Genomic DNA, 24,955 nt, shown 5'->3' on the forward strand with positions numbered 1-24,955 from the left:
AAAATACTAAAGACTTGAAAAATCAATCTTCAATTATTACAAACGCAAAAAAAACAATTTTAGCAGAAAGTAATGCTATTGCTAATTTAGCAAATTTTATTAATATAGATTTTGAAAATGCTGTAAAATATATTTATAATTTTAAAGGAAGAGTTATTGTTACAGGAATTGGTAAAAGTGCCAATATTGCTACTAAAATTGTGGCAACTTTTAATTCTACAGGAACTCCAGCTATTTTTATGCATGCAGCAGATGCCATTCATGGAGATTTAGGAAATGTGTTAGAAGATGATGTTGTAATTTGTATCTCTAAAAGTGGCAATACTCCAGAAATAAAAGTATTAGTTCCGTTGATAAAAAATTACGGAAATAAAATTATTGCAATTACAGGAAATATAGATTCTTTTTTAGGTAAGAATGCAGATTTTACCTTAAATACTTATGTTGAAAAAGAAGCTTGTCCTAATAATTTAGCACCTACTACAAGTACAACTGCGCAATTAGTTATGGGAGATGCTTTGGCAGTTTGTTTATTAGAACTTAAAGGATTTACAAGTAAAGATTTTGCAAAATATCATCCAGGAGGAGCTTTAGGAAAACGTTTATACTTAAGAGTTTCAGATTTAATTGAAAAAAATGATCTTCCTCAAGTTTCTGAAAATGATACAATTGCTAAGGTAATTGTAGAAATTTCAGAAAAACGTTTAGGAGTTACTGCTGTTGTAAAAGACAAAAAAGTTATTGGTATTATTACTGATGGTGATATTAGACGAATGTTAAGTAAAACTACAAAAATAGACGATTTTGTAGCCAAAGACATTATGGGTAAAAACCCAAAAACAATTCATAAAGACGCAATGGCTGTTGAAGCATTAGATACTATGGAAAATAATTCCATTACTCAAATTTTAGCTGTAGATGATGCCAATAATTATGTAGGAGTTGTACATTTACACGATTTAATTAAAGAAGGTATTTTTTAATGGCTAAACAACAAAAAGAAATGTCTTTTTTAGGGCATTTAGAAGAATTAAGATGGCATTTAGTAAGAAGTGCAGGAGCAGTTTTTATTTTTGCTGTTGTATTTTTTATTTTTGCAGAAGAAGTGTATAATCATTTTTTATTAGCACACTTAAAACCAGATTTTATTACCTATCAAATATTTTGTGAGTTTTTCAATTTATTTGGCATGGATAGTGATTTTTGTGTTGTTAATTTTAATGAAAAAAAATTACAGAGTATTAAAGTTACATCGCAATTAATGAATTCTATTTGGTCTTCATTCATATTAGGAATTGTGGTTGCTTTTCCTTATTTGCTTTGGGAACTTTGGCGTTTTATTGCTCCAGGTTTAACCGAAAAAGAAGTATCAAAATCTAGAGGTTTTATTTTTATTGCATCTTTATTATTCTTTATTGGAGTTTTATTTAGTTTTTATGTTATTGCACCAATATCTATTAATTTTTTATACAATTACCAAATTACAGATGCTATTGAAAACAGCTTTACACTAGAATCTCATATAAGCCTTGTAACCAATATGTTACTAGGGGTTTCAGTTTTATTTGAATTGCCTGTTTTAATTTATTTTTTAACTAAAATAGGTTTAATAACACCCGAATTTTTAAAGAAATATAGAAAACATTCTTTGGTTGTAGTTTTAGTGTTAGCTGCAGTTATTACGCCTCCTGATGTTGCAAGTCAAATTGTGGTAGCAATTCCTATTCTTATTTTATATGAAATAAGTATAAAAGTATCTCAAAGAGTTATCAAAAATCAAGAAAAAAATGCCAACAAACGTTAAAGAATTTAATGAGTATCGTGCTAAAATGAATGAAAAAATTTTAGCTTCAGATAATAAAGTTATCAAAAGAATATATAATTTAGATACCAATACATTTAAAGCTGGTCATCTTCCAGAAAAAACCAAAGAACTTTTAGGTTTAGTCGCTTCTGCAGTTTTAAGATGTGATGATTGTATTGCCTATCATTTAGAAACTGCATTTAAAAATGGGGTTACTAAAGAAGAAATGATGGAAACAATGTCCATAGCAACTTTGGTTGGAGGTACCATTGTAATTCCACATTTAAGAAGAGCTGTAGAGTTTTGGGAACTTCTTGAAAATGAGTAATCAATTTTAAGTTGCAGTTTTCAGTAAAAATGATAATGTTTAAGAATCTATTAAGATTTAATTGTTGAGTTCTTTTTACATTTACACAAATCAACAGGTAAACAATTACACATCCACAAAAACATGATTTTAAGAGCAGAGAATATCGAGAAAATTTACGGTTCAAGAAAAGTAGTTCAAGGTATTTCTTTAGAAGTTCAGCAAGGAGAAATTATTGGACTTTTAGGACCAAATGGCGCTGGAAAAACAACTTCTTTTTATATGATTGTTGGAATGGTAAAACCTAATCATGGTAAAATTTTCTTGAATGATATAGAAATTACCAATGATGCCATGTATAAACGTGCTCAAAAAGGAATTGGTTATTTAGCACAAGAAGCTTCTGTTTTTAGAAAATTATCTGTGGAAGATAATATTATGTCTGTGTTACAATTTACTGGTTTATCCAAAAAAGAGCAAAAAATTAAATTAGAATCGTTGATTGAAGAGTTTAATATTGGGCATGTTCGTAAAAACAGAGGAGATTTATTATCTGGAGGAGAAAGAAGAAGAACAGAAATTGCACGTTGTTTAGCTTCTGACCCAAATTTTATTTTATTAGATGAGCCTTTTGCAGGTGTAGACCCAATTGCTGTAGAAGATATACAAAGTATTGTTGCACAGTTAAAAAACAAAAATATTGGTATTTTAATTACAGATCATGATGTGCAAGCAACGCTGGCAATTACAGATAAAACTTATTTAATGTATAATGGAAGTATCTTAAAAGAAGGAACTCCAGAAGAATTAGCTGCAGATGAAATGGTGCGTAAAGTATATTTAGGAAAGGATTTTGAATTGAAAAAAAGGAAATTTTTTTAGTAAAAACAACCAATATGCCAAAGTATTCCTGAAGGATCGTGTAAAAAGAATTCTCTTCCCCAGTCATTATCTACAATTTCAGATAATCTCACCTTTTTATATTTTTGAGTAAGATTTTTATTTTTTATTTCTGATAAGTAACTTTCAATATCTTCAACTTCTAAAAAAAGCATAGAATTATCTACCCAATCTTTTACAAAAGCTTTCTGCAAATAAAAACCTAGTTTTTCATCAACATTAAAAAAAGACATGTTTTCTGATACAATAAGTTCAGAAAAACCTAAATCTTTATAGAAACTGCTAGATTCTTTAAAATTTTTAGCGCCAATAAAAGTTCTTATAGATTTATGCATTGTTAAATTATGCTTCTAATATTTCCTTTTTAGAAATACAGAAATGAAAGCAAACACCTTCTTTACCATCGTCTCTACTATTTAAAGATATTTTACCTCCTAATCTTTCTATAATAGATTTTACGGTTGCTAACCCAATTCCTGTATTCTCATTATTTGAATTTTCTAAAGTTTCGAACATATCAAAAACTTTTTCCCAATAAGACTCTTCAATTCCTGGACCATTATCTCTATAAATAAAGTGATAAAACTCTTTGTCCTTTTTAAAATCAACTTCAATAAAAACTTTTTCTTTATTAGAAAACTTTCTAGAATTTGAAATTAAATTCTGAAAAATTTGTACAAACCCTATTTTAGAGCTATTAATATGAATATTTAAGTTTTTAGAATTTAAAACTATTTTGTGATCAAAATCTATATTGCTTAAAATACTTTTTAAAATGACTTCTAAATTAAAGTCTTCATAAATTATATTTTCTGTATTTACTTTTGAATACTCCAATATTTCATCGATTAAAGTACTCATATACCCCATTCTTTTGGTTATTAAGTCAATATAACTTTCTGCTTCAGTATTTTTGAATAATTTACTATGGTCTTCTTTTAGAACATTTAGTAGAAAATTAACACCACTTATAGGTGATTTCAAATCGTGTGTTAATCTAAATGCAAAGCTATTTAATTGCTCATTTAATTGCGTTACTTTATTATTTACACTCTTAAGTTCTTCGTTCTTTTTTCTTAATTCTAACAAACCAACAACTTGATTTGCTAATAGTTTTAAAGATTCTTGCTGGCTTTCATTAAGATCATTTGGTTTGTTATCTATTACACAAAGTGTTCCTAAAGCTAATCCATCTGAAGTATTTAAAGGTGCTCCTGCATAAAAGATAACATGAGGATTTTCTGTGGTTAAAGGATTGTCATGAAATCTTTCGTCTTTAGTTGCATCATTTATAATAAATAATTCATCAGGATTTAAAATACTATGAGCGCAAAAAGCTAATTCTCTTGGAGTTTCTCTAGCTTCTAAACCATGATTAGATTTAAACCATTGCCTATCCTTATCAATTAAAGAAATTAACGCTATTGGAGTATTACAAATGCTAGAAGCTATTTTGGCAATGGCATCATAATCTTCTTCTGGTAAGGTGTCTAAAATTTTATAGGAATCTAAAATTTTTAATCTTTCTTCTTCATTTTCAAGAATTTCTGCAGACTTCATTATTTTAAATTTTGGGGATTAAATTTTTAAATATAGATAAAACTATATACAATGTAATAATTATTGGAATAGATAAATAGTTAATTAACAAAATTAACGTTAACGATATTACTAAAAACAAATATATAATCCAGTTTTTTTTAAAAGATGAGTCTTTAAATTTTAAGGAAAATAATGGCAATTCTGCATTCATTAAATACGTTAAAACTAAAGTTACCCCAATTAAAAAATAATTATTGCTAATTAAATTCTGAACAAATTCTATCTCAGAATATTCTTGGATTAAAGGTAAAGAAATTACAAATAAACACATTGCTGGTGTTGGCAAACCTATAAAAGAGTCTGTTTGTCTCGTATCTAAATTAAATTTTGCGAGTCTATAACAAGCTCCTAAAGTTAAAATTAATCCAATAAGTGAAATGTCTAAGATTGAATCTTCAAAAGAATTAGGAGAATCAAATAAATCATATTGTATTAACTTAAACATTACAATTCCTGGCACAACACCACTTGTAACCATATCTGCTAAAGAATCTAACTGTGTTCCTAAATCTCCAGAAACCTTTAACAAACGTGCTACAAAACCATCTAAAAAGTCAAATAAAATTCCTATAACAACAAATAAAGCTGCTCCAGTAAAATTACTTTCTACTGCAAAAATGGCAGCAATTGTTCCGCAAAAAAGGTTTCCAAGCGTTAATAAATTAGGAATATGTTTTTTAATTTTCATGTGGTTTCAATTTTAAAGCTAAAATAAGAAATCAAATTTAGCCAGTTTTTATTTATTGTTAAAATTTCGTCATATTTGCATAAATAATAAATGTTATGCCTGTTTTTACTTCGGATTTTTTACCAACAATACCTTTTAGAAATGGTCATTTTAACACTATGTACAGACCTCTTTTTATGAAGGACAAAGCTACCTATAAAAGAGAAAGAATTACAACTTGGGATCATGATTTTATAGATTTAGATTTTTCTTTTGTAGGTTCAGAAACCTTGGTTTTATTAATTCATGGCTTAGAAGGTAGTTCAGATTCAAAATACATAGCATCCAACACAAATCACTTAAATAAAAAAGGATTAGATACTGTTTGTTTTAATTTAAGAGGTTGTTCTGGAGAAGATAATTTGCTTTTGACAACGTATCATAGTGGAAAAACGGAGGATGTAGATTTTGTAGTCCAACATCTTTTAAAAAAATATACTTATAAAAATATTGTAATTGTTGGTTTTAGTTTAGGTGGCAATTTAACGTTGAAATATTTAGGTGAAAAAGGAGCTAATATTTCGCCTATTATTAAAGGTGGTATTGCAACTTCTGTACCTATTGATATTGCAAGTGCAGAAGTAGAAATGGAAAAACTAAAAAACAAGTTGTATATGGAAATGTTTTTTAAAACGATGAAAAATAAAATTTTAGAAAAAGCACATAAGTTTCCTGAATATAAACTAGATAAAGATAAGTTGTTTAAAGCAACAAAATTTAAACATTTAGAATACTTATATAGTGTGCCAGTTTTTGGTTTTGAAAGTCCAGAAGATTATTGGAAAAAAGCAAGTTCTAAGCCTTATTTATCTAAAATTAAAAAACCTACTTTATTAATTAATGCAAAAGATGATACATTTTTATCAAGAGAATGTTTTCCTTTTGATGAAGCAGAAAACTCCGAGTTTTTCTTTTTCGAAGAAACAAAATTTGGAGGTCATGTTGGTTTTATGACGTCTTTTAAACCGAATGAAAATAGATGGTTAGAACACAGAATATCACGTTTTATCAAAGAAAATATTCAGATTGATACTTTGTAAACAATATCCAAAGAAAACGACAGTTATTTTAGTAGGTTTTAAGATATTTGTATTGATAAATTTAGCGACTATTGAAATATAAAATTTTACTTTTTTTATTCATTTTTCCATTCTTTTTAAATGCACAAGCGTTTAGAAATTATTCCAATGAATTTTTAAATATTGGGGTTGATGCTGCTGCTTTAGGAAGAAGTAAAGCTGTTGTTGCAACTACGAATAATGTTAATTCAACTTACTGGAATCCAGCAGGTTTAGTTGGTATAGAAGATTATCAAGGATCTTTAATGTACGCCTCTTATTTTGCAGGTATTGCCAATTATAATCATGCTGCTTTTGCAATGCCAATTGATGCTGAAAGTGCTTTAGGAATCTCTGTAATTCGTTTTGGGGTAGATGATATTTTAAACACTACAGAATTAATTGACAGTGATGGAAATATCGATTTTAATAGAATAAGTCTTTTTTCTGCTGCAGATTACGCTTTTAATGTTGCGTATGCTCGAAATTTAATTTTTAAAGATGTTAAATTTGGGGTAAATGCAAAAATTGTAAGAAGAATTATTGGGCAATTTGCCTCTTCTTGGGGTTTTGGTTTTGATGCAGGTATTCAGTTTGAAAGAAATAATTGGAAATTTGGATTGATGGCTAGAGATATTACTACAACTTTTAATAGTTGGGCAATTAACGAAGAGGAATTTGAGAAAATTAGAGATGCAATTCCTGGACAAAATCAAGAATTGCCAGAAACTACAGAAATTACAAAGCCAAAATTACAATTAGGAGTTGCCAAAGATTTTAGAGTTGGACGTTATTTTAACTTACAAACAGAAGTAAATTTGAACATTCGTTTTGAACAATCTAATGATATTTTTTCATCTGAATTTGCAAGTATAGATCCTGCTGTTGGTTTCGAATTAGATTATGATAAATTGGTTTATTTGCGTTTAGGAGTTGGTAATTTTCAATACATCACAGAATTTGACAATGGAAAAGCCCTTTCTGTACAACCCAATTTTGGAGTTGGTTTTAATTATAGAGGCATTCAAATAGATTATGCTTTAACCAATATTGGTAGTGTTGGCAATGCTTTATTCTCAAATATTTTTTCAATTACATTCGATTATAGTTTTTTTAGACCTTAACCAAAATGCAAATAAAACACCTATTTTTCCTCTTTTTTTTAGGGTTGATAAAACCCGTTCATGCACAAGTTCAACTTTCTGTTTACTCAGAAGTTAGTATTGTAACTGCTGGTCCAGGAACAGAATTATATGAAGCTTTTGGACATTCAGCCATTAGAATTAAAGATCCAGTTTTACAATTAGATTTGATTTATAATTATGGAATGTTCGATTTTGATCAACCAAATTTTTACTCAAATTTTACAAAAGGTAAATTACTCTACAAATTAGCTAGGTATGATTTTAAGTATTTTTTAGCGAGCAACAAAAGAGACAAACGTTGGGTAAAACAGCAAGTATTAAACTTAGATCAACAACAAAAACAAGCTTATTTTATCTATTTAGAAAAAAATGCATTGTCTGAAAATGCCACTTATTTTTATGATCCTTATTTTAATAATTGTGCCACTAAATTAAGAGATATTACTGCAGAAATTTTAGGAAATAAAGTTGATTTTAAAGCTGGTAATGTAGAAGAAAATAAATCTTTTAGGCAATTAATGAACAAAGAAATCCCTTGGAATACTTGGGGGAGTTTTGGAATTAATTTGGCTTTAGGTAGTAAATTAGATACAAAAAGAGAATTTAAAAACTACATGTATTTACCTGATTATGTGCATACTATTTTTAAAAACAGTATCGTTACAATCAGAAATCAACCTGAAAATTTAGTAAAAAGAGAAGATATTTTATTAGATTTTAAAGAATTAGAGCAAGAAATACCAATATTTAATCCGTTTTTAGTTTTTAGTGTTATCTCTTTATTTGGACTTTTTATAACCTACAAAGATTTCAAGAATAAAAAGAGAACAAAATGGCTCGATTTCACGTTACTTTTTAGCACTGGAATTCTAGGTGTTTTAATAGTTTTTCTTTGGTTTTTCACAAACCACTCTACAACTCCAAACAACTATAATTTTTTATGGGCATTTGCTCCCAATTTACTGATTGCGTTTTTAGTTTTGAAAAATCAACCTAAAAAATGGTTGCATTTTTACTTTAAATTTTTGCTGATATTATTGATTCTAATACCAGTTTTATGGATTTTAGAAATTCAATTATTTCCAACATCCATAATTTCTTTGTTGATTTTATTATGTGTTCGATATTTGTTTTTATCAATAAATTTAAAAACAATGTAATTTCTAAGTAATGGAAAACACAAATTTTAATCTTAAAGAAGTAGAAATTATTTCTTTTGACAAAAAATACAAAAAAGACTTTTACGACCTAAATGTTGCTTGGTTAGAAAAATACTTTTATGTAGAACCTTATGACGAAATGGTTTTAAGCAATCCAGAAGAATACATTTTAAATACTGGTGGATTTATATTTATGGCAAAATATAAACATGAAATTGTTGGCGTTGTTGCACTCATCAACCAAAAAACATTTTTTGAATTGAGCAAAATGGCTGTTTCACCAAAATATCAAGGTCTAAAAATTGGACGAAAATTAATGGTTTTTTGTATAGCCTTTGCAAAAAAACAAGCATGGAAAAGTATTACTTTATATTCTCACAGATCTTTAGTTCCTGCCATAAATCTATATCAAAAAATAGGCTTTAAAGAAATTCCTGTGGAAAAAAATATGCATTATAAAAGAGCAAATATTAAAATGATTTTGGAGTTTTAATAATTTATTGTTTTAGTAAAATTTTATCTATGCTCCTATTCATAGATAAAATTAGTATTCTTATATATTCGTTGTTTTCGTTATATAATCAGAACATTATAAAAATATTTAGTATTTTTTAAAAAAAATACTTGTATTTAATTCTAGATCAAATATTTAGGAGTTAAAAGCTTTAAAAAACAAACTTCAATTGGATTTTATCTTTGTTGATGATTTAAAAACATAATCCATGAAAATTATATAAGGAACCCAATCTACTCCAACTTGTTTTGTAATAAATAAAAAGGAAATTTACAAAAACACACACCTCATTCACATCTAATGCAAAATTTTATGGATTCGCTTATTCAGAAACTGAATTAGAAAATTACTGGTGATAAAAAAATAATTATGAAATCATAACAGAAATTTAAAAAATAAAAGTATAAAATTTTCATTATTTCTAAACGATTGTTTAGATTTGTTTTTCAATTAGAAATAATGCTAAAATATTGGAAAGTTTGTTCGTGATTTAGAGGGTAAACTTCCATCAACAACAATATTAAATCAAAAAAAAAAAATAATCGAATGAAGTATTCAAAATTAGTAGCTTTAATTTTCTTCAGTGCACTCTTTACTGCTTGTGGAAATAATGAAATTAAAAAGAAAGAATCAAACAAAAAAACAGCAAAGACTCAAAAAGTTAAACCAATTGCATTTCAAAATAAAGGACATGAATTAATCTATAAAATGAGTCAAGAAACTGGAAGTTATCAAGATTTACTCAAATTAAAAGACGTTGTTTTTAAATATACATATCGAACTCCAGATCTAAAAGAAGACATCTCTATTGAATCTTATATTTTTAATGGAGAACTTTCTCATGGTAACTATTCGAAGCACGAAAGAACATTACCTGATTTAAAAGGAAAAATGCAACAAGCATATAATGGAACAGGTTTTTGGATAACATTAGATGGACAAGAAGTAAACACTAATAACGCTATTGAAAGTGCAACATTTACTCGTAAAACAAATTTTTATTGGTTTGCTATGATGCAAAAATTATTAGATCCTAATATCAATTACGAATACTTAGGTCAGAATAATTTAGAAGATAAATTGTATGATGTTGTAAAAATAACTTTTAAAACACAAAATGACGAAGCTTCAGATATTTATCAGGTTTATATTAACTCAAAGACTCATTTAATTGATCAATTTTTGTTTACTGTGGTTTCTAAAAATGTAACAGATCCAATTTTAATGCGTGTTACCTATAAAAATGTGCAAGGTATTTTAATTCCTACGTATCGCAAATACACAAAATCAAATTGGAATGCAAATGTAATTAATGATGTTTGGGTGGAAGAAATTAGTGAAGACATTAAATTTAATCAAAATTTAAAGATCGCTTTATTTAACAATTAATAATATATAGTACAATTAGCGTAGATAATAACACAGACATAGAACACTTAATGAAACTTTATTTTGACAATAATAGTCAATGGAAAAAATTTTGACTTAAGACCTGAATTACCGCTAATTATCTATATATAAAAAACCTGCTATATTTCTATAACAGGCTCCTAATCAAACTAAAATCAACCAAATTTAAGCTCAAACTATTTTATAGGGGTTTTAAGATTTTTAAAAAGCACCTATTACTTTTATAGAAACAGGCACTTTTTTTCTAACTAAAACTAACCAAACAATTTTTTCTGTTCTCAAAAACTGTCTTACTTATGTTAATATTGGGGGATATTAATTTAATACGGGGGAATATTAAATTAATACTGGGGGATATTAATCTTAAGTTTCTTGTTAAATTGAATCTCATTATTACTTACGAGTTTTATTGAAGTACGGTTTTAATTTTTTATTTTTTTTTTAATATTTTATTAAAACCCTTATAAACACATATAAAAACGCTCTAAAAATAATTCACTATATCATTATATATTTGTAATATTGTGATAGAAACTATACATACGATTGGAAAAAAAAGCTAATAAAACATCTTGGAGAGAAAAAATTCATGAAATAATTTATGAAGCAGATACACCAGAAGGTAAACTTTTTGATGTTATTCTGTTGATTACTATTATTGCCAGTATTTTATTGGTAATGTTAGAAAGTGTAGAAAGTATTGATTTTAAATATCATGACTATTTAAACATAGGAGAATGGATTATTACCATCTTTTTTTCAATAGAATATATTTTGAGAATTATTTCGATTAAAAAACCCTTAAAATATGTTTTCAGTTTTTATGGTATTATAGATTTATTATCTACAATACCTATGTATTTAACCTTTATATTAGTGGGTTCTCACAGTTTAGTCGCTTTAAGAGCTTTACGTTTGTTACGTGTTTTTAGAATTTTAAAACTAGCAAGATATACTGGAGCATCAGAAAAACTTACTTTAGCTATGAGAGCTAGTAAAGCTAAAATATCTGTATTTCTTTTCTTTATAGTAATCGTTTGTATTATTCTTGGCACAGTGATGTACATGGTTGAGGGTCAAGAAAATGGTTTTACAAACATTCCAAAAAGTATTTATTGGGCAATTGTAACTTTAACAACAGTAGGTTTTGGAGATATTGCACCACAAACACCTTTAGGTCAATTAATTGCTAGTGTTATTATGATTTTAGGATACGCAGTTATTGCCATTCCAACAGGTATTGTAAGTTCTGAGTTAACAAAATCTACGTTAAACGAAGACGTAAACACACAGTCTTGCCCAAATTGTTTAAAAGAAAAACACAAGGATAATGCTATTTATTGTTACAATTGTGGAAGCGTATTAAATCCATAATTTAGTATGAAAAATACCTTAATAACCATTGTTGGCCCTACTGCAATTGGTAAAACTGCTTTAAGTATAGAATTAGCGAATCATTTTAAAAGTGATATAATTTCTTGCGATTCAAGACAATTTTTTAAAGAAATGACAATTGGAACCGCTGTTCCTTCTGCAGATGAGTTAAGTGCTGCAAAACATCATTTTATTCAAAATAGAAGTATTTTTGATGCTTATAATGTTGGTGAATTTGAAAGAGATGCTTTAGCAAAACTAGAGGACTTGTTTTTAAAAAACCCAATACAAATTATGGTTGGTGGTAGTGGTTTATATGTGGATGCTGTTTTACAGGGTTTGGATTATTTTCCTGAAGTTGATCCAAAAATTAGAGAGGATTTAACCAAAGAACTCGAAGAAAAAGGCATTGAAAGTTTACAAAAAAAATTGCAAAAACTAGATATAGAAACCTACAATACAATTGCTTTAGAGAATCCTCATAGAATAATGAGAGCCTTAGAAATTTGTATTGGTTCAGGAAAAACATATTCCGAATTCAGAAACAAACCAAAAGAACCTAGAAATTTTAATGTTATAAAAGTTGGTTTAACTGCAGATAGAGAAATTATTTATGACAGGATAAACCAACGAGTAGATGTAATGATTGAAAATGGTTTGGTTGAAGAAGCACAAAAACTACATCAACATAAAAAAATAAATGCCTTACAAACTGTAGGTTATAGAGAATTATTTTCTTTTTTTGAGGAGGATTTTACAAAAGAATTTGCCATTGGTGAAATCAAAAAAAATACAAGACGTTTTGCAAAAAGACAGATTACTTGGTTTAAAAGAGATGAAAAAACATTGTGGTTCGATTATAAATCGGATATAGAAAAAATTATTAATGAAGTTGAAAATAGTATATAAAATGAAAGATAGATTTTTACAATTCTTTAGAAAAGTTTATCATTTAAAAGATAAAATTGCTTTTTTTCCTACTATTATTTCTTTAGCAGGTTGTGCTTTTGCGTATATAATGATGTATGCAGAAAACCAAGGAATCTCTAAATATTTAATAGAGTTTTTCCCTCAATTAGTAATCAATAATACTGAAACTGCAAGAAATATTTTAACAACATTTATTGGAGGTTTAATTTCAATTATGGTGTTTAGTTTTTCTATGGTGATGATTTTATTAAACCAAGCTTCCAGTAACTTTTCGCCAAGATTATTACCTGGTTTAATATCTAATAGAAAACATCAAATAATTTTAGGGATTTATATTGCCACTATTTTATACTGTATTTTTATTTTAGTATTTATAGAACCTTCAGGTAATAAATATCAACTTCCAGGGTTTTCTGTACTTTGGAGCATCATTTTTATGGTCTTTTCACTAGGCTCTTTTATCTATTTTATTCATTCAATATCACAAGAAATTCAAATTGAATTTATAATGAAAAGAATTAGTTCTACTGCTCATAAAAAATTGCAAAACCTATTAGATTTAGAAAAAGATAAAGAATTTAATTTTCCTGATACTTCTAATTGGATTGAATTTAAATCGAAAGAAACTGGATATTTTCAAGATGTTTCTATCAAATTATTAAAAGAAATTTCTCTTCATAATGATTGTAGATTAGAAATTGTTTCACACAAAGGCACACTTTGCTATAAAGGAGAAGTTTTATTTAAAATTGAAAAGGAATTAGATGAAAAAAATACTGATAAAATATATAAAGCGTTCGATTTTTCTAATGATGAATTTATAGAAGATAATTATTTAATTGCCTTTAAACATTTAAAAGAAATTGCTTTAAAAGCGATGTCTCCAGGAATAAATGATCCTGGAACAGCCATGAATGCTATCGATTATTTACACGAATTATTTAAATTAAGAATTATAAAACAAGAGAAAGACTTTATTTTTGAAGAAGAAGAATGTATAATTTTATTACACATTGTAGCGTTCGAAGATTTAATTTATAAAGTAATGGCATCTTTAAGAACCTATTGTAAACACGATGTAATTGTGGTAAAAAAAATGCTTTTATTTTTAAAAGATCTTAAAACATATACTTCTAAAGAAGATAAAATTGAAATTATAAATAAAGAGATCGAAAACCTTTTGGTAGATGCAAGAATTGCAATTACTAATAAAACCGATTTACAAAAACTACAAGATATCTAATTTTAAAATTTAAACTTTATTTGTGATTTGCTAACTTGGGCAAGTCGTTCACTTTTATATCTTTGTGCATCTAAAATTACAACCATGAAATTAAAACTTACTTTATTACTAGTCGCTTTTATCAGCACTTTTTCAATTGCACAAACAAAAACAGGAACTATTGACAGTGATTATATTATAAATATAATGCCAGAATCTAAAATTGTTATTGCAAAATCTCAAGAATATGGAGCAAGATTAGATTCTATGTTCTCTATTAAAATGGAAGATTATCAAGCTAGAGTCAAAGATTTTAGAGATAAAGAAAAAGAAATGGGTGCTTTAATGAAAAAAACTTTGGTTAAAGAATTAACAGAATTAGAGCAGGATATTAAACAATATCAAGATAATGGAAACAAGTTAATGCAGTTAAAGCAAAACGAATTAATGCGTCCATTATATAAAAAACTAAATCTTGCAATCAAGGAAATTGCCAAAGAAAATGGGTATACGCTTATTTTAACTACTACAGTAAATCAGTTTGCTTACATAGATCAAGAATTTGATATTACTAAATTAGTAATAGCTAAATTGAATATTAAAGAACCTGAAATTAAAGAGCCAGCACAAAATTAATTTTTATTTTTTAAACACAAAAAACCTCATTTTTAGTGAGGTTTTTGTTTTATAAATATTTTTTTTAATGCTCTGAATCTCTTAGCAACTCAGGAAATTTACTTTTAAATTTATTTAACCTTGGTATAGAAACAGCCTTAATATAGCTTTGATTAGGATTTCTTTTTTCAAAATCTTGATGATATTCTTCTGCTTTATAAAATTTTGTATACTTAGCAACTTCAGTAACTATTTTTCCATTATACATTTCTTGGTTTAATCTTGTTATTTCATCCTCAATAATTTTCTTTTCAGCTTCATTTTGATAAAAAGCAATAGATCTATATTGAGAACCATAATCTGGATGTTGCCCATTTACGGTTGTTGGATCTTGAGAACCAAAAAACACAGTGACTAAAGTTTTAAAACTTACTTTTTTAGGATTATAATATACTGCCACAGTTTCAGCATGACCTGTTTTTCCAGTATTGCTACTTTCGTAAGTTGGGTTTTTAGTATGACCACCTGCATAACCAGAAACAGCTTCCTCTACTCCATTTACACTTTCGAAAATAGCTTCTACACACCAAAAACAGCCACTTGCAAAATAAGCAATTTCAGTAGTTTCAGTGGGTATATAAAGTGTCTTTTCATTTTTTATTTCATCATTCTTGACTTCTTCTTTTTTAGAAAAACCTAAACAAGAAATTAGTAAAAGTGATACTGCAACAGGAAATAATGGTTTTATAAAATTCATATTTTATATTAAATAGTTATTTTTCATAAATAAAATTTGCCCCAAGAACAAACTAAAAATTCTTGGAACAAATTTCTGAACTTTTAATTCGATAAAAAAATTCGAATTACTTTATTTGTCGTTCTTTATTACAACTTCATACAATTTGTTTACAACTTTAGCATTTTATTAAGAAACCATCTTGTAAAACTATCAATAGAATCTTATTTTTGTTGTTCTATAATTAAAAATAATAAATCGTGTCTCCTTGAGCGCAGTCGAAAGGTCTATTAGCTAGTTCTCGACTGCGCTCAAACAGACAAAATTAAGTTAGTAAAACAATATGGAGCATTTTATAGTTTCTGCACGTAAATACCGTCCTCAAAATTTTGAAGATGTTGTTGGGCAACAAGCCATTACAAACACGTTAGAGAACGCTATAAAAAACAATCATTTAGCACAAGCCTTATTATTTACAGGGCCAAGAGGAGTTGGTAAAACATCTTGTGCAAGAATTTTAGCAAAAAAAATAAATCAACAAGATGTTGAGGCATCAGCAGATGAAGATTTTGCCTTTAATATTTTTGAATTAGATGCTGCTTCTAACAATTCTGTAGATGATATTAGGAGTTTAACGGATCAAGTTCGTATTCCACCACAAACAGGAAAATATAAAGTGTATATTATTGATGAAGTGCACATGCTTTCTCAAGCAGCCTTTAATGCTTTCCTAAAAACGTTGGAAGAACCACCAGCTCACGCTATTTTTATTTTAGCAACTACAGAAAAACATAAAATAATTCCGACGATTTTATCACGTTGTCAAATTTTTGATTTTAAAAGAATTGGTGTCTTAGATGCAAAAAACTACTTGAAAGTTATTTGCGAGAAAGAAGATATTACTGCTGAAGATGATGCTTTGCATATTATTGCTCAAAAAGCAGATGGAGCCATGAGAGACGCTTTATCTATTTTTGATAGAGTAGTTAGTTTTTCTGGCAAGAACTTAACAAGAGAAGCTGTCACAGAAAATTTAAATGTATTAGATTATGATACATATTTTAATATGACAACTTTATTGATGGAAAATAAAATTCCTGATGTTTTAAATGCATACAATACAGTTCTAGGAAAAGGTTTTGAAGGTCACCATTTTATAAATGGATTGGCGAGCCATTTTAGAGATTTGTTAGTTGCCAAAGATAAAGTTACTATTGATTTATTAGAAGTTGGTGATACTGCCAAGAAGAAATACTTAGAACAATCTACCAAAGCAAGCATTCCTTTTTTAATGCAATCTATTAACAAAGCAAATGATTGTGATTTAAATTATAGAACTAGCAAAAACCAACGATTACTGGTGGAATTAACCTTAATGCAAATTGCCTCTATCACTTTTGATGGAGAAAAAAAAAAACCAGCTAATTACATAATTCCTGCAACATTTTTTCAATCGCTTTCTCCTGCAGTTAAAGAGATTGCAAAACCTGTTCAGCAAAAAGTTGCGCCTTCAACACATCAAAAAACCCAAAAAGTTGAAGTGCCAAAGCCAAAGCTAAACAAACCTATTTTACAGTCTGCACAAAGACGATCATCATCACTTTCTTTAAAAAGTATTCACGAGAAAAAAGTTGAAAAAAAATCTGTAGTTGAGGAAAATTTCGACAATCATCCAAAAGATATTTTTACAGAAAAGGCTTTACAGGAATTTTGGAAAGAATATGTTGCTTTACTTCAGCAAAAAGGAGAACGAAGTATGGCCTCTATTGTTGGTACAGATGTTCCTAAATTGGGGAAAGATTTTAAAATTTCTTTTACAGTGCCTAATAAGTTGATGGAAGATCAATTTAAAAAAGGAAGACCAATGTTATTAAAATTTTTACGTGAAAAACTAAATAATTACGGAATTAAAATTATTGTGACACTCAATGAAACTGTAGAAAAAAAGTTTGCTTACACTCCACAAGAAAAGTTTAATAAAATGAAGGAAATGAATCCTTTGTTAGAAAAATTACGCCAAACTTTTGAATTAGATTTGTAACAATTAAAGTACTTATAAGTTCTTCTTTTAGTAAAGTTAACAAGTAAAAAAGATGAATTTTTAAAATGTGGTTTTATTTTACGAAGTAGATTTATAATCATAAAAAAGAAGTAAGATTATTATAAATCTTACTTCTTTTTTTTACATTTCTTCATCTGCAATAGGATCTACTGCTGTTTCTATTAAAGGTTCTTCGTCTTCAATTTCAACTTTTTCTTGATCTATTTCAATTTTATAATCCTCTCCAACATCTTTTCCTAAATAAGATAAAATTATCCCATTTTTTTCTATATCTAGTTTTTCAAATTCTGGAATTAAATATAAACCTTCTTCTTTTTCAATAAATAAAGGAATCGATTTTTCTTCATTCGCTAAAATTTCAAAAATCTTTTCATATTCTTCTTCAGAACTAATTGAAACTTCCTTAATTGTAGGGTTTTCTCTAAAGGCTTCACTTAAATTAATATAATCATCTTTTGGAGTAAAAAATCCTTGTCTTTCTTCACTTGTAGCGTTTATAACTTCTAAAGAAGATGCTAATCTAAAAGCACCATGCTCGCCAAAAGCTTCAGCAAAATTAGAAAGTGCATATTTATTTACAGCATCATTTCCTGTTAAAGCTATTAAATAACCAACATCATTTAGTTCAATATTGTCGGTTAAATCATCATCATAAATGTTTACATTAATCGCTTCTAAATCATCTTCAATAGCCTTTTCAATGAACGTTTTATTAGAATCTATTAAAACTACACGTTTTCCTTTATCACGTAAATAAGAAGCAATTAATCTTGATGGTTTTGAGGCTCCTATAAACAGAATAGCGTTCGAACTTTTTAGAAAAACACCAACCATTTTTGCAAATAATCTTGCTGTTGTTGCGTTTAAAAGTACAGTTCCTAAAACAATCATAAATACTAAAGGAGTAATATATTCTGCTCCATCCACACCTTGTTTTAACAATTTGCTACCAAATAAAGATGCAATTCCTGCTGCTACAATTCCTCTTGGGCCAACCCAACTAATAAATAGCTTTTCATTAAATTGTAATTTGGAGTTTACAGTACTTCCAAAAACAGCTAAAGGTCTTATTACAAAAACTATAATTGCAAATAAAGCTGCTGTTTTCCAAGTATACAACAACATTAATTCGCTTATATTGATGTTTGCTGCTAACAAAATAAACAGAATAGAAATTAACAAAACACTTAAAGATTCTTTAAAATAAAGCAACTCTTTTAAGTTCTTTAGTTTTCCATTTCCTAAAACCATTCCCATAACAACTACAGCTAAAAGACCTGATTCATGTGCAAAAACTTCTGATTCTACAAAAACTAACAATACTGTAGACAATGAAACTACATTTAAAAGATAATGAGGAATCATTTTTTTGTTGACAGCATAGGTTAAAGCATGTGCAAATGTGAACCCAAATGTAGTTCCGAAAAGTAATATTTTACCAAATTCTATCAAGGCTGTTTTGGTAAATCCTCCTCCTCCACCAACGCTAATAAACTCAAAAACCAATACAGCTACTAAAGCTCCAATTGGATCTATTAAGATTCCTTCCCATTTTAAAACGGTTGAAACATCTTTTTTTAATGGAATATTTCTTAAAATTGGTGTTATTACAGTAGGTCCAGTTACAATAATTAAACCTGCAAAAAGAAAGGAAATTTCCCAACTTAAGTCGAAAATATAATGTGCTAAAATACCTGAGCCAAAAAATGTTATGGCAGAACCTAATGTAATTAGTTTGGTAATTACTGGCCCAACGTTTTTAATTTCGTTTCTTTTTAAGGTTAAACCACCTTCAAAAAGAATAATACTAATTGCTAAGGAAACAAAATAGTACAAACTATCTCCAGGAAATAAGCCTTTTTCACCATTCCAAACAGGTTCTATCCACTTAGAACCATCTTCACTTAAATAAGCTGCAGCAATTGGTCCTACTAACAAACCAATTAAAATTAAAGGTAAAATTGCTGGGATTTTAAATTTCCAAGCAACCCATTGTGCCAATATTCCTAAAATAATAATTCCTGCTAATTCTATCATACTTTTTTGAAAACAATTAATTGTAAATTTAAGAATGTTTGAGTATCTTGAAAATAAAATGCGTAGTTTTTTTGCTTTATAATTAAGTTTTATTCAATAAAAGATAATTTCTCTTCAATTTTTAAAACTATTTTAAAATCAACAAATTTATAAAAAACAATAATTGCTTTATTACTTTCAAAAATCTAAATTTTGCATCTAATTTAAATAACAAAAACTCGAACTTTCTTATTCTTTAATCTTACATTATTTAAATCTTCTGCTAACCTATTCGCTTCAGAAACTGGCACAGCAACAAAAACGCAATCTTGTTTTAACTCGATAATACCTAATTGATCTTTGTTTAAGTTTCCTTGTTTAAAAAATAAACCTGCTACATCACCTTTAGAAATTTTATCTTTTCTACCTCCAGAAATAAATAACGTTTCCCAAAAAACAGGTTTCATTTTCTGTTTTGCATCAATATTTGCATTGGTTGCACCTTTAATAAAATCTGGTAATTTTTCCTTTTCCCACTTTAAAACATACGCTGTTCCTTTAGCATCTACTCTTGCTGTTCTTCCATTTCTGTGCGTAAATTCTTCTAATCTTTCTGGCAATTCGTAATGAATAATATATTTCATTTCAGGAATATCAATTCCTCTTGCAGCTAAATCTGTGGCAACTAAAATTTGACTTGTTCCATTTCTGAATTTAATTAAAGAACGCTCACGATCTCTTTGCTCCATTCCTCCAGAAAAAGTACTATGTGCTAATTTATTTTTTGTTAAAAACGCACTAACATGATCAATACTACTTTTTAAATTACAAAAAATAATTCCTGGCTGATTCCCAATATGTTTTAGTAATTCAACTAAGGTTTCATTTTTATTTTTTGATGGAGAAGCAACAATCTTAATATCTAATTTTTTAGATTTTTTTCCTGTTAAATAATTCAAAACAGTTGGTTTATCTAACTGTACAAATTCAGGAACTTCTGCATCTTGTGTTGCTGATGTTAAAATTCGTCTGTTTACATTAGGTAATTGGTTGATAATTCCTCTCATTTCATACTCAAAACCAACTTCTAAAGATTTATCAAACTCGTCTAAAATTAAAGTTTTGATGCTGTCTTTTGAGAAACGATCGTTTGCAAAATGATCTGAAATTCTACCTGGAGTTCCTATTAATATACTTGGTGTATGTTTAATTTCTATTTTATCTTTCGCCATCGATCTTCCTCCATAAACTGCGTTTACTTTAAAACCAGTTCCCATTTCTCTGATAACTTGCTCAATTTGAATTGCTAATTCTCTTGATGGCACTAAAATTAAAACTTGAATTTCTTCATTTTCAGGATCAATTAATTTTAACGTTGGTAGTAAAAAAGCCAATGTTTTTCCTGTTCCTGTTGGTGATAATATAATGGTGTTCGTCGTATTTTCAATTACTGAAATGGCTTCATTTTGCATTTCATTTAGCTCGTAGATATTTAATTTCGCTAAAATTTCTTCTTGATTCTTTATATCGTTTGCCATTCTGATTTTTATTTTAAGTGTTGTATAATTTCGCCAAAGATAGTTAGTCTAACATCAATAAAATATTTTATATTCTTTACTTTTGTATTTCAAAACAAAATTATGTTAGGCTTACAATTCGAAACTGAAACTTCTTGGGCAGAAATTGCCAAAGTAAATCTTGAACAAATACTTACAGATCATGCTTTTTTAGAGCAAAAAGCTGCTTCTAATGCAGTATCTATCATTATAAATTACTCTGAAGAAACAGAATTGGTTAAAGAAATGAGCAATATTGCTATTGAAGAAATGCAACATTTTAAAATGGTGCATTTATTAATGGTAAAACGTGGAATGGTTTTGGGACGTGAGCAAAAAAACGATTATGCCATTCGTTTGCAAAAGTTTTTTAAGAAAACAGGTGACAGAACAGATGCTCTAATTCAGCGATTATTAGTTGCTGCTTTAATTGAAGCAAGAAGTTGTGAGCGTTTTAAGGTTTTTTCTGAAAATATGGAAGATGAGGAATTGCAAAAATTCTATAAAAATTTAATGATTTCTGAAGCTGGACATTATGCTACTTTTTTGCAGTTTGCAAGACAATATCAAGATAGAGCAATTGTTGATGAAAAATGGAATGCACTTTTAGCTTTCGAAGCTGAAATGATGAAAGAAAGAGGAAATGTGGCTAAAATTCATGGGTAAAAGCCCATCTTAATCTTCCCAAAGGGAAGAAATTCATACTCTTTAAAAATTAATCATGTCTTATTTTGAAAAATTACTCTTCGTACTTTTTATTCTGTTGATAATTTATCTTTGGAATAGATTTGTGATCACTACTATCATAAAAAAGTTAATTGGTTTTCATAAAAAATACAATCCAGCAAACTTACATAGGCAACCTATAAAGTTTGTGGTTGATAACGAAAAAAATATTGTAAAATATCTTCAATATTTTTATTGGTTTGCTGCAATTGTTATGTGTTATCAATTATTATTTTTTAAATATTAAACCTTAAACTAAACCATGTTTAGCAAAGAAGAAGCTGCACAATTACGTAAATTATTTTGGACAAGTTTTGGAAAATCGTTTCCAAGAAAATGGTTGCTGTACAATACCAAAATTAAAGGTTTCGCTTTTAAATTTGTGGCCGATAGAAAAAAAGCCATGGTTTGTTTGGATATTGATCATCCTGAAGCAATTGCAAACGAATTATTGTTCGATCAAATGATTTCTTTGAAGGTTTTACTGGAAACTGAATTGCCTGAAGTTATTTTTAATGATGCTTACGAGTTGGAAAGTGGCAAAATTATTCATAGAATTTATGTTCCTTTTGATAAAAAATTTAGCATTTATAATAAAGACACTTGGCGAGATTGCTATGAATTTTATATGGAAACTATGCCAAAATTTGAGCTTTTCTTTTATGAATATGAAGATTTTATCAACCAAGCAATTTGATGCTAAGAATTGTATTTCATAATTTTTTGTATTCTAAAATCTACAAAAAATAAACTTCACAAAAATAAGGTAGTTCGTTTGTAAATTTGCTTTGCGTTAAGGATTGAAGTGAAAATCCTTTTTAATTTTAATTAAATGGGCACAATTAACAAATATGAGATTGCCACACTTTACAAAAAAGTAAACTTGGCAAAGACGTAATTAAAAAGATTGAAACGTAAAGCCTGACCAAGCTTTTTCAGCTTGGTAACGCCCTAAAAAACTACTTTATAAATGTAATACTTAATGGGTAATTTGGTTCCTCATTATTGCTCACTTTTATGGCATTTATAATCGGAAAAATTAAATAGAAAATTGAAATAACGATAATTCCGACAATTCCTAAACCAAATAAAATAATTAATGGAATGCAGATTAAGATGTAAATGAACATCGATATTCTGAAGTTTATAATTGCTTTTCCTTGTTCGTCCATTTTATAAACTTCGTCTCTTTTAGTAAGCCACAAAACTAAAGGCACAATAAAACCTCCAATTCCTGTTACAAAATCTAATAATTGGCTTAAATGTGTAATTACTAATAATTGCTTGTCTTCTTTCATCATATTATATTTTAAGTTGATTGGTATATTTATTAGACGTACATTTTTTTATTATGTTACATCTAAAATACGACTATTTTTTAGCTATTATATTTTTTTTCGTATATTTTTTAAAATTAACATGCTTATTTACAATAAACTAAGTGTTTTTGTTTATTTTTTAAATTGATGAAAATATGAAATTTGATTGAGTTAACATCTCACTTATTTGAGCAACTTTTAAGTCGTGTTTACAACTAATTTTGTGATTGTAAAATACTACTAACTTAAAATAACAGATATGGATTATTTAAATATGAAAAACCAAAAAGTGTTGCCTGTAGTTACTGAATTAAATGTTTTACTGGCAGATTATCATGTATATTATCAGAAATTAAGAAATTTTCATTGGAATATTTTAGGAAAGAATTTTTTCGATTTGCACAAAAAATTTGAAGAAATGTATAATGATACAAGACTTAAAATTGATGAAGTTGCAGAAAGAATTATCACTTTAAAATATCATCCCATAAGCAAATTGTCTGATTATATTGAAGTTTCTAGAATTAAAGAATCTAGCCCTTTACTATCTGATAAAGAAATGGTGGCAAATATAATTGATGATCATAAAATTTTGTTAGAACAATTAAGTAAAGTTGTTGATAGAGCCAATAAAGCTTCAGATGAAGGAACTATTGATTTAATGGGTGGTTATATAAGACAGTTAGAAAAAGCTACTTGGATGTTAAATGCCTGGTCTAAAGACACAAAAGAAGAGTTAAATACCACATTTGTTGAATAATTTTAACGAAATTAAATTTTAACAACTAATTTATTAATAAAAATAGTACACACAAAAATGGATAAAGTAATAGAAAAACTAGAACTATGGAGAGATGTTTTTATAAAAAACATACCAAATATGGCAATTGCATTGGTAGTTTTAGTAATTGCTTACTTCGCATCAAGAAACATAAGTTCTTTAATAAATAGAACTATTGGTAGCAAAATAAAACAAAAATCGGTTAGAGATTTAGTTTCTAGAATTGCATCTGGTGTTATATTTTTATTAGGATTGTATTTTGCAATGACTATTTTAAAGTTCGATGACACTTTAAAAACAATTGTTTCTGCTGCTGGTGTTTCTGGTATTGTAATAGGTTTGGCTTTACAAGGAACGTTATCTAACACAATCTCTGGTGTTGTTTTATCTTTCAGAAAAAACCTAAATATTGGTAATTGGGTAGAAACCAATGATTATGCAGGTGAAGTTATCGATATTAATTTAAATTATTTTGTGTTAAAAGAAGCTGATAACAACATGGTTGTGATTCCTAACAAAATAATTTTAGAAAGTCCGTTTAAAAATTATTCGTTAACGCAAGAAATGAGAATTTCTGTAACGTGTGGTGTAGAATATGGAGCAGATTTAGAAGCGGTTAAAGAGTTAACGCTTGAAACTATTGACGCTAAATTTGATCAGAAAAAATTTGGGAAAGAAGTAGAGTTTTATTTTACAGAATTTGGAGATAGTTCCATAAACTTTTTATGTAGATTTTGGATTGATGGAGAAAGAGCTTTGCATAGATGGCAAGCAGAAAGTACAGCTATCATAGCAATTAAAAAGGCTTTTGATAAAGAAGGCATTAACATACCTTTCCCAATGAGAACATTGGAATTTGTACCAAACAATAATTTAAATATTACGAATAATAACGATAAAGAAAATAATAAAGAAGAAGAAAAAATAAAGGAAAAGGAAGTTGAAAATGCTTAAATTTTAGAAATTTAGTTATTAGATTTACAAGAAAGTC

The 24,955-nt window shown here is 27.7% G+C and carries 25 protein-coding genes; 18 read left to right on the plus strand and 7 right to left on the minus strand.

Annotated elements, in window-relative coordinates:
* Positions 1 to 14 precede the first annotated feature (14 nt).
* From LPB03_RS03290 to lptB, 4 genes are all read left to right on the plus strand, one after another.
* The gene (locus LPB03_RS03290) at positions 15 to 983 is read left to right on the plus strand and encodes a KpsF/GutQ family sugar-phosphate isomerase (protein ID WP_065319291.1); all 969 of its coding nucleotides are present in this window, start codon (positions 15 to 17) and stop codon (positions 981 to 983) included.
* On the plus strand, positions 983 to 1,804 hold the full coding sequence (tatC, locus tag LPB03_RS03295; RefSeq protein ID WP_065319290.1) for a twin-arginine translocase subunit TatC: 822 nt from the start codon (positions 983 to 985) through the stop codon (positions 1,802 to 1,804). The genes LPB03_RS03290 and tatC overlap by 1 nt, the downstream gene beginning before the upstream one ends.
* On the plus strand, positions 1,788 to 2,132 hold the full coding sequence (locus LPB03_RS03300) for a carboxymuconolactone decarboxylase family protein (protein WP_065319289.1): 345 nt from the start codon (positions 1,788 to 1,790) through the stop codon (positions 2,130 to 2,132). The genes tatC and LPB03_RS03300 overlap by 17 nt, the downstream gene beginning before the upstream one ends.
* Before the next feature lie 123 nt (positions 2,133 to 2,255).
* Positions 2,256 to 2,993: an LPS export ABC transporter ATP-binding protein gene (lptB, locus tag LPB03_RS03305; RefSeq protein WP_065319288.1), complete on the plus strand. Its 738-nt coding sequence runs from the start codon at positions 2,256 to 2,258 to the stop codon at positions 2,991 to 2,993.
* Here lptB and LPB03_RS03310 read toward each other — a convergent pair.
* From LPB03_RS03310 to LPB03_RS03320, 3 genes are read right to left on the minus strand one after another with little or no spacing between them, the layout of a single operon-like run.
* Positions 2,990 to 3,346, minus strand: coding sequence for a VOC family protein (locus LPB03_RS03310; protein ID WP_065319287.1), 357 nt, complete (start codon positions 3,344 to 3,346; stop codon positions 2,990 to 2,992). The two genes, lptB and LPB03_RS03310, sit on opposite strands and share 4 nt — an antisense overlap.
* 7 nt (positions 3,347 to 3,353) lie before the next feature.
* Positions 3,354 to 4,571: a sensor histidine kinase gene (locus tag LPB03_RS03315; protein WP_065319286.1), complete on the minus strand. Its 1,218-nt coding sequence runs from the start codon at positions 4,569 to 4,571 to the stop codon at positions 3,354 to 3,356.
* Between the two features lie 4 nt (positions 4,572 to 4,575).
* Positions 4,576 to 5,301: a CDP-alcohol phosphatidyltransferase family protein gene (locus LPB03_RS03320; protein WP_139058955.1), complete on the minus strand. Its 726-nt coding sequence runs from the start codon at positions 5,299 to 5,301 to the stop codon at positions 4,576 to 4,578.
* Positions 5,302 to 5,396: 95 nt separating this feature from the next.
* Between LPB03_RS03320 and LPB03_RS03325 the strand changes: the two genes are divergently transcribed.
* The 9 genes from LPB03_RS03325 to LPB03_RS03365 all read left to right on the plus strand — a co-directional run bounded on the left by LPB03_RS03325 (position 5,397) and on the right by LPB03_RS03365 (position 14,789).
* On the plus strand, positions 5,397 to 6,380 hold the full coding sequence (locus LPB03_RS03325; RefSeq protein WP_065319285.1) for a YheT family hydrolase: 984 nt from the start codon (positions 5,397 to 5,399) through the stop codon (positions 6,378 to 6,380).
* Positions 6,381 to 6,451: 71 nt separating this feature from the next.
* Positions 6,452 to 7,522: a putative type IX sorting system protein PorV2 gene (locus tag LPB03_RS03330; protein WP_065319284.1), complete on the plus strand. Its 1,071-nt coding sequence runs from the start codon at positions 6,452 to 6,454 to the stop codon at positions 7,520 to 7,522.
* 5 nt (positions 7,523 to 7,527) lie between these two features.
* Positions 7,528 to 8,703 carry a lipoprotein N-acyltransferase Lnb domain-containing protein gene (locus LPB03_RS03335; protein WP_065319283.1) on the plus strand — a complete coding sequence of 392 codons (1,176 nt, stop codon included), beginning with the start codon at positions 7,528 to 7,530 and terminating at the stop codon, positions 8,701 to 8,703.
* 10 nt (positions 8,704 to 8,713) lie between these two features.
* Positions 8,714 to 9,196, plus strand: coding sequence for a GNAT family N-acetyltransferase (locus LPB03_RS03340; protein WP_065319282.1), 483 nt, complete (start codon positions 8,714 to 8,716; stop codon positions 9,194 to 9,196).
* A 567-nt stretch (positions 9,197 to 9,763) separates the two neighbouring features.
* Entirely contained in the window at positions 9,764 to 10,606 is an 843-nt protein-coding gene (locus LPB03_RS03345; protein ID WP_065319281.1) for a DUF6503 family protein, read from the plus strand.
* A 567-nt stretch (positions 10,607 to 11,173) separates the two neighbouring features.
* On the plus strand, positions 11,174 to 12,001 hold the full coding sequence (locus tag LPB03_RS03350) for an ion transporter (RefSeq protein WP_065319280.1): 828 nt from the start codon (positions 11,174 to 11,176) through the stop codon (positions 11,999 to 12,001).
* Between the two features lie 6 nt (positions 12,002 to 12,007).
* Positions 12,008 to 12,910 carry a tRNA (adenosine(37)-N6)-dimethylallyltransferase MiaA gene (miaA, locus tag LPB03_RS03355; RefSeq protein WP_065319279.1) on the plus strand — a complete coding sequence of 301 codons (903 nt, stop codon included), beginning with the start codon at positions 12,008 to 12,010 and terminating at the stop codon, positions 12,908 to 12,910.
* Between the two features lies 1 nt (position 12,911).
* On the plus strand, positions 12,912 to 14,174 hold the full coding sequence (locus LPB03_RS03360) for a DUF2254 domain-containing protein (RefSeq protein ID WP_065319397.1): 1,263 nt from the start codon (positions 12,912 to 12,914) through the stop codon (positions 14,172 to 14,174).
* An 84-nt stretch (positions 14,175 to 14,258) separates the two neighbouring features.
* A complete protein-coding gene (locus LPB03_RS03365; protein WP_065319278.1) occupies positions 14,259 to 14,789 on the plus strand; it encodes an OmpH/Skp family outer membrane protein in 531 nt (176 codons plus the stop codon).
* Positions 14,790 to 14,853: 64 nt separating this feature from the next.
* Here LPB03_RS03365 and msrA read toward each other — a convergent pair whose 3' ends face one another.
* Positions 14,854 to 15,525, minus strand: coding sequence for a peptide-methionine (S)-S-oxide reductase MsrA (msrA, locus tag LPB03_RS03370; RefSeq protein WP_065319277.1), 672 nt, complete (start codon positions 15,523 to 15,525; stop codon positions 14,854 to 14,856).
* Positions 15,526 to 15,847: 322 nt separating this feature from the next.
* Between msrA and dnaX the strand changes: the two genes are divergently transcribed.
* A complete protein-coding gene (gene dnaX, locus LPB03_RS03375; RefSeq protein ID WP_065319276.1) occupies positions 15,848 to 17,545 on the plus strand; it encodes a DNA polymerase III subunit gamma/tau in 1,698 nt (565 codons plus the stop codon).
* A gap of 141 nt (positions 17,546 to 17,686) precedes the next feature.
* Here dnaX and LPB03_RS03380 read toward each other — a convergent pair whose 3' ends face one another.
* Together LPB03_RS03380 and LPB03_RS03385 are read right to left on the minus strand one after the other, a co-directional pair.
* A complete protein-coding gene (locus LPB03_RS03380) occupies positions 17,687 to 19,603 on the minus strand; it encodes a cation:proton antiporter (protein ID WP_065319275.1) in 1,917 nt (638 codons plus the stop codon).
* Positions 19,604 to 19,806: 203 nt separating this feature from the next.
* Positions 19,807 to 21,120: a DEAD/DEAH box helicase gene (locus tag LPB03_RS03385; RefSeq protein ID WP_065319274.1), complete on the minus strand. Its 1,314-nt coding sequence runs from the start codon at positions 21,118 to 21,120 to the stop codon at positions 19,807 to 19,809.
* Between the two features lie 102 nt (positions 21,121 to 21,222).
* On the opposite strand from LPB03_RS03385, the gene LPB03_RS03390 reads away from it, so the two are divergent.
* Both LPB03_RS03390 and LPB03_RS03400 read left to right on the plus strand, forming a co-directional pair.
* Positions 21,223 to 21,804, plus strand: a complete 582-nt coding sequence (locus LPB03_RS03390; protein WP_065319273.1) for a MiaE family protein — start codon at positions 21,223 to 21,225, stop codon at positions 21,802 to 21,804.
* 322 nt (positions 21,805 to 22,126) lie between these two features.
* Positions 22,127 to 22,561: a DUF4268 domain-containing protein gene (locus tag LPB03_RS03400; RefSeq protein WP_065319271.1), complete on the plus strand. Its 435-nt coding sequence runs from the start codon at positions 22,127 to 22,129 to the stop codon at positions 22,559 to 22,561.
* Positions 22,562 to 22,823: 262 nt separating this feature from the next.
* Here the strand turns inward: LPB03_RS03400 and LPB03_RS03405 are convergent, their stop codons facing one another.
* Complete coding sequence (locus LPB03_RS03405; RefSeq protein WP_065319270.1) at positions 22,824 to 23,162, minus strand: DUF4870 domain-containing protein; 339 nt, start codon at positions 23,160 to 23,162, stop codon at positions 22,824 to 22,826.
* A 280-nt stretch (positions 23,163 to 23,442) separates the two neighbouring features.
* Between LPB03_RS03405 and LPB03_RS03410 the strand changes: the two genes are divergently transcribed.
* Both LPB03_RS03410 and LPB03_RS03415 read left to right on the plus strand, forming a co-directional pair.
* On the plus strand, positions 23,443 to 23,943 hold the full coding sequence (locus LPB03_RS03410) for a Dps family protein (protein ID WP_065319269.1): 501 nt from the start codon (positions 23,443 to 23,445) through the stop codon (positions 23,941 to 23,943).
* A 57-nt stretch (positions 23,944 to 24,000) separates the two neighbouring features.
* The gene (locus LPB03_RS03415; protein WP_065319268.1) at positions 24,001 to 24,918 is read left to right on the plus strand and encodes a mechanosensitive ion channel family protein; all 918 of its coding nucleotides are present in this window, start codon (positions 24,001 to 24,003) and stop codon (positions 24,916 to 24,918) included.
* Positions 24,919 to 24,955 lie beyond the last annotated feature (37 nt).

The sequence above is a fragment of the Polaribacter vadi genome (assembly GCF_001761365.1).
Classification (GTDB): domain Bacteria; phylum Bacteroidota; class Bacteroidia; order Flavobacteriales; family Flavobacteriaceae; genus Polaribacter; species Polaribacter vadi.